Source organism: Pseudomonas sp. P4_C3, assembly GCF_056402075.1.
Map to the genome: position 1 here is coordinate 1 of NZ_JBFUIC010000276.1, position 5452 is coordinate 5452.

At 52.0% G+C, this 5452-nt stretch carries 6 protein-coding genes; all 6 read right to left on the reverse strand.

Translation table 11 applies throughout. From position 1 onward, the window contains the following. Positions 1 to 317: 317 nt before the first annotated feature. The gene (locus tag AC1DVH_RS25500) at positions 318 to 1727 is read right to left on the reverse strand and encodes a carbohydrate porin (RefSeq protein WP_477756140.1); all 1410 of its coding nucleotides are present in this window, start codon (positions 1725 to 1727) and stop codon (positions 318 to 320) included. A gap of 45 nt (positions 1728 to 1772) precedes the next feature. Next, complete coding sequence (locus AC1DVH_RS25505) at positions 1773 to 1928, reverse strand: MFS transporter (RefSeq protein WP_477756144.1); 156 nt, start codon at positions 1926 to 1928, stop codon at positions 1773 to 1775. A gap of 57 nt (positions 1929 to 1985) precedes the next feature. Beyond that, positions 1986 to 2828 carry a carbohydrate ABC transporter permease gene (locus tag AC1DVH_RS25510; RefSeq protein WP_477756145.1) on the reverse strand — a complete coding sequence of 281 codons (843 nt, stop codon included), beginning with the start codon at positions 2826 to 2828 and terminating at the stop codon, positions 1986 to 1988. Next, on the reverse strand, positions 2825 to 3811 hold the full coding sequence (locus AC1DVH_RS25515) for a carbohydrate ABC transporter permease (RefSeq protein WP_477756141.1): 987 nt from the start codon (positions 3809 to 3811) through the stop codon (positions 2825 to 2827). Before AC1DVH_RS25515 ends, AC1DVH_RS25510 begins: the two co-directional genes overlap by 4 nt. Beyond that, positions 3805 to 5079 (reverse strand): ABC transporter substrate-binding protein, encoded by a 1275-nt coding sequence (locus AC1DVH_RS25520; RefSeq protein WP_477756142.1) that lies wholly within the window; start codon positions 5077 to 5079, stop codon positions 3805 to 3807. The genes AC1DVH_RS25515 and AC1DVH_RS25520 overlap by 7 nt, the downstream gene beginning before the upstream one ends. A 134-nt stretch (positions 5080 to 5213) precedes the next feature. Continuing rightward, positions 5214 to 5452, reverse strand: a 239-nt coding sequence (locus AC1DVH_RS25525; protein WP_477756143.1) for a hypothetical protein, incomplete at its 5' end; no start/stop codon positions are given.

A 5452-nucleotide genomic window follows, 5' to 3' on the forward strand; every position in this document is an offset into this window, starting at 1 on the left:
CTGGAGGTCGGGGTGAAAGTACTATTCCCTTCAGGCGCCAATTTTCTGATACTAATTGTAGTTGCACTTTTGTAACCCGATGAAGACAGCGGGGCGCAAGAGATCTTGGGCAAAAATAACGAGCTTGACCTCGCTCTTAACAAACCGAACAAATTACGTACAAACATAAAACGACGTTCACCGAGCGTCGTTTTATGTTTAAGGTGGAAAAGGAGTATTAATCCAGTCTCCAACCCATGAGTGATTTTACACCAGAGCGGTAACCACCTTCACTCCCTGACTTTCGACCAGAAGATTATCGTGCAAAATCATTAATATTAGAATAAATATTTGAATCGTGCTCTCAGACCATATCGGTCATCATTGCTGCCACTCACAAGCTGCCCCTCACTGTCCTTTTGTAGATATGAGACATACCCCCCAAGGTATAAATTGAAATTCTCCATATCAAAAACATTAGGAATAAGATAAGACGTAAAGAGGGTATGTATATCATACATTCCCGGATTCATCAGAGGACCATTCATAGCATCAAAATTTTCTTCGGCATTGAATTTATTGATCTGATTATGGGCAAAAACATACCCCAACTCAACACGGCGCCATAAACCATTAATACCGACGGAAAGATCCTGCTCGTCCACCGCATCCATATAGGCGGTACTAAAATTGATTTGCACGCCGTTTTCAGGGTCATTATTCTTTGTATTCCAGCCCAGCGTAGCGCCATAGCCGGTACGCGCCGACTGATCTCTGAACTCCCCATCCAAACTATTGTGACCATAGGCATTCTTAACCACGTTGTGTTCCATTCCTATGGCGGCAGAAAAAACGTCTCCTTTCCAGGCAACTACCGGCCTTACATAGACAGTATTTTTCCTGTTTTCCAAAGCATTCCCATGATATTCTCTATCGAAATAAAGTGAAGTTCCGTCCTCGAACAATGCATTGATTTCCATATACCATCGCCCGAGGTTTTTACTCAACAAAATATTGCCGCCAGCACTGCTACGCCCCCGCCCTTCCTTCATCATGTAAATATAACCGTAACCATCAGAGTACAAGTCGTTGGCGGTGTTTCCAGAATATTCTACAAAAGTATCTTGGTTGAGCGGAAACAAATCGTAGGCCTCGAATCGACCAATCTTTGCCTGCCAGTCCTTTTCGGCGCCGAAGAAGAAAGCTGCGTCGTCAACTCCCATTTTGCCATTCACATTCGCTAATGGCTGGACGCTGAATCCAGCATAGCGCCCGTCATCCTGGCGACGATAACCGTCAAGACCAACAAGAATACGGCCATTGACGTCCCTGCGTCCATCGGAACCAGGTCGCCAAACTTTAYTGTCTGAGCGATTTCTTGCAGATGTCAGCTGGCCAGATTGACTGGCTGCATCGACGTTTAATTCGACATCACCATATAGTTTTAAATCACCGTATCCGCGCAATTTTAGTTCCGGAATTTTTATTTCCTTTGCTGTCGTCTCAGGGTCAACAGCATCGCTAACCGATGTCAACCGCACACTGTCAGATTCTGAAGTATCCCTAGGCACCATGGCGATGTTTTTTTTCAGCAGAAGTACTTCACTCTCCGCTGCGGCTGCTCGCCTTTCTGCCGTTTGTATACGCCGCTCCATGGATATCAACCTTTCCTCAACGCTAATGGGCTGTGCTTGAACGACGCCACTTATCAGCAGACCGACACCAATAAATACTAGATAATGTCTCATTATTTTTCCGTTATATGACATTTAACTCTGCGAGAACTTCCTGAATCAGATTGCCCGTTCAGGTACTGCTTTCTTTCGTGCGCTCCCCGTAAGTGTAAAAGCGGACAATGCCGTAAAAGACAGTGCGATAAGCCCAAGAACCATGTAGGTATTATTAAATCCTATACGGTCATAGATACTACCAGCTGCTGAGTTCTGTATAGGTCATGGCGGCACCTTACCGGAGGGTAAGGTGCTGCACTTAGTTTTTGCGGCCGCCTAGCCTTTCACTGCGCCTGCGGTCAGTCCTGAAACTATGCGCCGCTGAAAGAACAGCACCAACAATACAATGGGGACCGTCACAATGACCGAGGCCGCCATAATATTGCCCCAGGGCAGCTCGTGGGCACTTCCTCCGGTGATCAGGGCAATGGCGACCGGCACTGTGCGTTGTTCATTGGTCAGGGTGAATGTCAGGGCAAAGAGAAACTCGTTCCACGCAGCCACAAAAGCCAATAACCCGGTCGTCACCAGAACCGGCCACATGAGCGGCATCAACACACGGGTGATGATCGTCCATGGTTTGGCTCCGTCCATGATTGCCGCCTCTTCCAACTCCTTGGGAAGGCCCCTGATAAAAGTCGTCAGGACCCATACCGTAAAAGGAAGCGTGAATATCAGGTACGAAAGCGTCAGGCCAAGCAAATTATTGTAGAGACCCAGTAAGCGGATCAGCTCGAACATGCCCGACAGCACCGCGACCTGTGGAAACATGGATACGCCCAGGATGATCACGAGGATCGTCTTGCGTCCACGAAAGCGTATTCGACCCAACGCGTAAGCGGCTGTTACGCTAAGCAATAACGACACAGCCACCACTGAGAACGCGACCAGTAGAGAGTTCATGATATTGGCCGCGAACCGCTGTTCACGGAACACTGCAACATAGTTTTCCCAGTGCCAGAATTTAGGAAAGTAGTCGACATTGAACATCTGCGACGCAGGTTTGAGCGACGAGATGATCGCGTAGTAAAACGGAAAGACAGAAATGAAAACAATCATCGCTACCAGTAGGTAAAAGGCGCAGATCCCGAGCACTTTTTTCATTGCAGATCTCCTTATTGTTCTTCGTCGAAGCGAACGCGACCGGCCACGATGTATAGAACGATGCAGAAGGCCACAACCAGAAACAGCAGCGTGGACGCAGCAGAACCGTAGCCGACTTCCTGGAATTCCAAGAGCTGTTGGCGTGCATAGATCGACATGGACATTGTCTCTTTACTGTTAGAGGTCAGCACATAGATGAGATCGAACACGCGCAAGGCATCCAGTGCGCGGAAAAGCACCGCGACCATGATGGCTGGCCGAACCAACGGCAACGTGACTTTGAAAAACACCCGCACCGGGTGGATGCCATCAATCTTCGCTGCCTCGTAACAATCGGAAGGAAGCATCTGCAGGCCGGCCAAAATCAGCAACGCCATGAATGGGGTGGTCTTCCAGACGTCTACTATCACAACGGCAATCATCGAGAGGTCCGGATCCGCCGTCCACGCTTGCGGATGACTGATGATGCCCAGCGCCATCAATGCGTGATTCAGAATCCCGAACTGATCGTTCAGCATCCAGCTCCACATTTTCGCCGAGACGACGGTAGGGATAGCCCAGGGAATGAGAACGGCCGCGCGCACCAATGCTCGCCCTGGAAAATTGGCGTTAAGTACCAAGGCAACGATCGTCCCGAAAAAAACTTCCAGGCTGACGGACATAGCCGCAAAGTACGCGGTGTTCCATACTGCGCGCCACCAATCGGGATCCGTCAGCAAGCCCGACCAGCGCCCATCGTCCATCGTCAGATAATTGCCAAAACCAATAAACCGCGCACTGCTCAAATCCGCGAGGTTGGCATCGGTGAAGCCAAACCAGATAGTGCGTGCGAGCGGCCAGCCAGCGATGAGTGCCAGAATTATCAGCATCGGGGTTAGAAACAACCACGCTGAGCGCACACGGTCACGCGTTAAAGAGCTAACACGAGGTCCTGAGCTGCCTGGTTTCCCGGAGGGAAAAACATCAGCGGCAGATGCTTTAGCTGTGGTATTTACCATTTTCCACCCCGACCCATTCTGTACAGTTTGCTGTCCAGATCCTTCAAACTCGTCGCGGCGTCAGTACGGCCGGAAATAACGGAATAAACGGCATCGGAGAACTCTGCGCTCACCTGACTATATCGGCTCCCGGTGATCGCCGAAGGTCGCAATACGGCGTTGGTCAATAGGTCGTGAAGGACATCAACGACCGGACCAACAGCCGAGCGCACACTTTCCTCGTTGTACAGGGCGGTAATCGTTGGAGCGAAACCTCCTGCGATGACACGTCGCTTCTGTTCCGCCGCGCTGGTGAGGTACATCACCAGGTCCGCCGCCGCGTCGGGATTTTTCGAGTATTTGGAGACAGCCAACTGCCAGCCGCCGAGGATTGGCGCATGCCGCCCCTCCTCGCCGCCCTTGGGAAGTACCGCTATACCGACCTTATCCTTGATAGGGCTACCGTCGTTATTGACCAGCGCCAGCGCGTACGGCCAGTTACGCATGAACACCGCATCGCCGGACTGAAATACTCCGCGGGCTTCCTCCTCGCTGTAGTTCAGAACGCCTTGGGGGCTGATACTACCCACCCAGCCCTTGGCGAGTGTCAGAGCGGCGACCGCCCCAGGATTGTCAATTGTCACCTTGCCGGAGACATCGATAATTGCGCCACCGTTGTAGCTCGACACCCACTCAAGAGCATTGCACATAAGCCCTTCGTAATTGCGGCCCTGCCAGACAAACCMCCATAACTTGTCATGGCCGGCAGTGCGCTCGGCATCCTGAATCGTCTTTGCCGTGGCGCTCAGCTCTTCCCAGGTTGCGGGAACCTTGGCCTTGTACTTTTCCAGCAGATCCTTGCGGTAATACAGCACTCCTGCGTCGGCATACCAAGGCATTGCGACCAGCCGATTGCCGACAGTGTCGTTTTTGATAAGGGATGCAAAGTGCTGGTCGGTCACGCCACCGGCCTTTTCCTGCAGGTCAACCAGGTGTTGCCCCAGGATACCCGGCCAGACGGTATCGATCTGCAATACATCGATTTCCGATGAACCAACGCTCAGTAATTGTTGATACAGCGCCAATCGGCCCGCGTCTGGTGAAGACACCACATTGACCTGGTTGCCACTTTGTTTTGCCCACGCCTCGGCACCCTGGGTACATATTTCCAGGTCTTTGCCGGTCGCGCTGCAGGAGATGCTGATAGTCGCTGCGCTGCAGACACCTGCCTGCAGTAACGAACCCAAGAGAAGACCCAATCCGGATGTGGCGAAGTTGCGAATATTCATATTGTCTCCAGCCTTGCTGGCGCACGGCCACACGTGGATAGCGTTGCGCCCTGCGAAATTATTATTGTTGTGCTCTGACCTTCGGTGACCGCAGCCTAGTGGAGCGCGCCTCCGGATAATTGGCCGACGCCTGATTAATTGCCGGGCACCACCAGAACAGGGCTCTCGACGGGCGCGACCTCATCTGGCCGGCCCCTCGGGTAGGCCCTTTGGTCTGCGGCAAACAAATGACTACTGTGTTTCGGCACACCGAGCGTCAACGTATCGCCCAGTCGAACGAGCGTCGTCACAGGCAAACGAACAGTCAGCAGGCCGTCACGGGTCCCCGGAACGTCCAGGTAGGCAAAGGTCTCGTCCCCGAGTTGCTCCACTA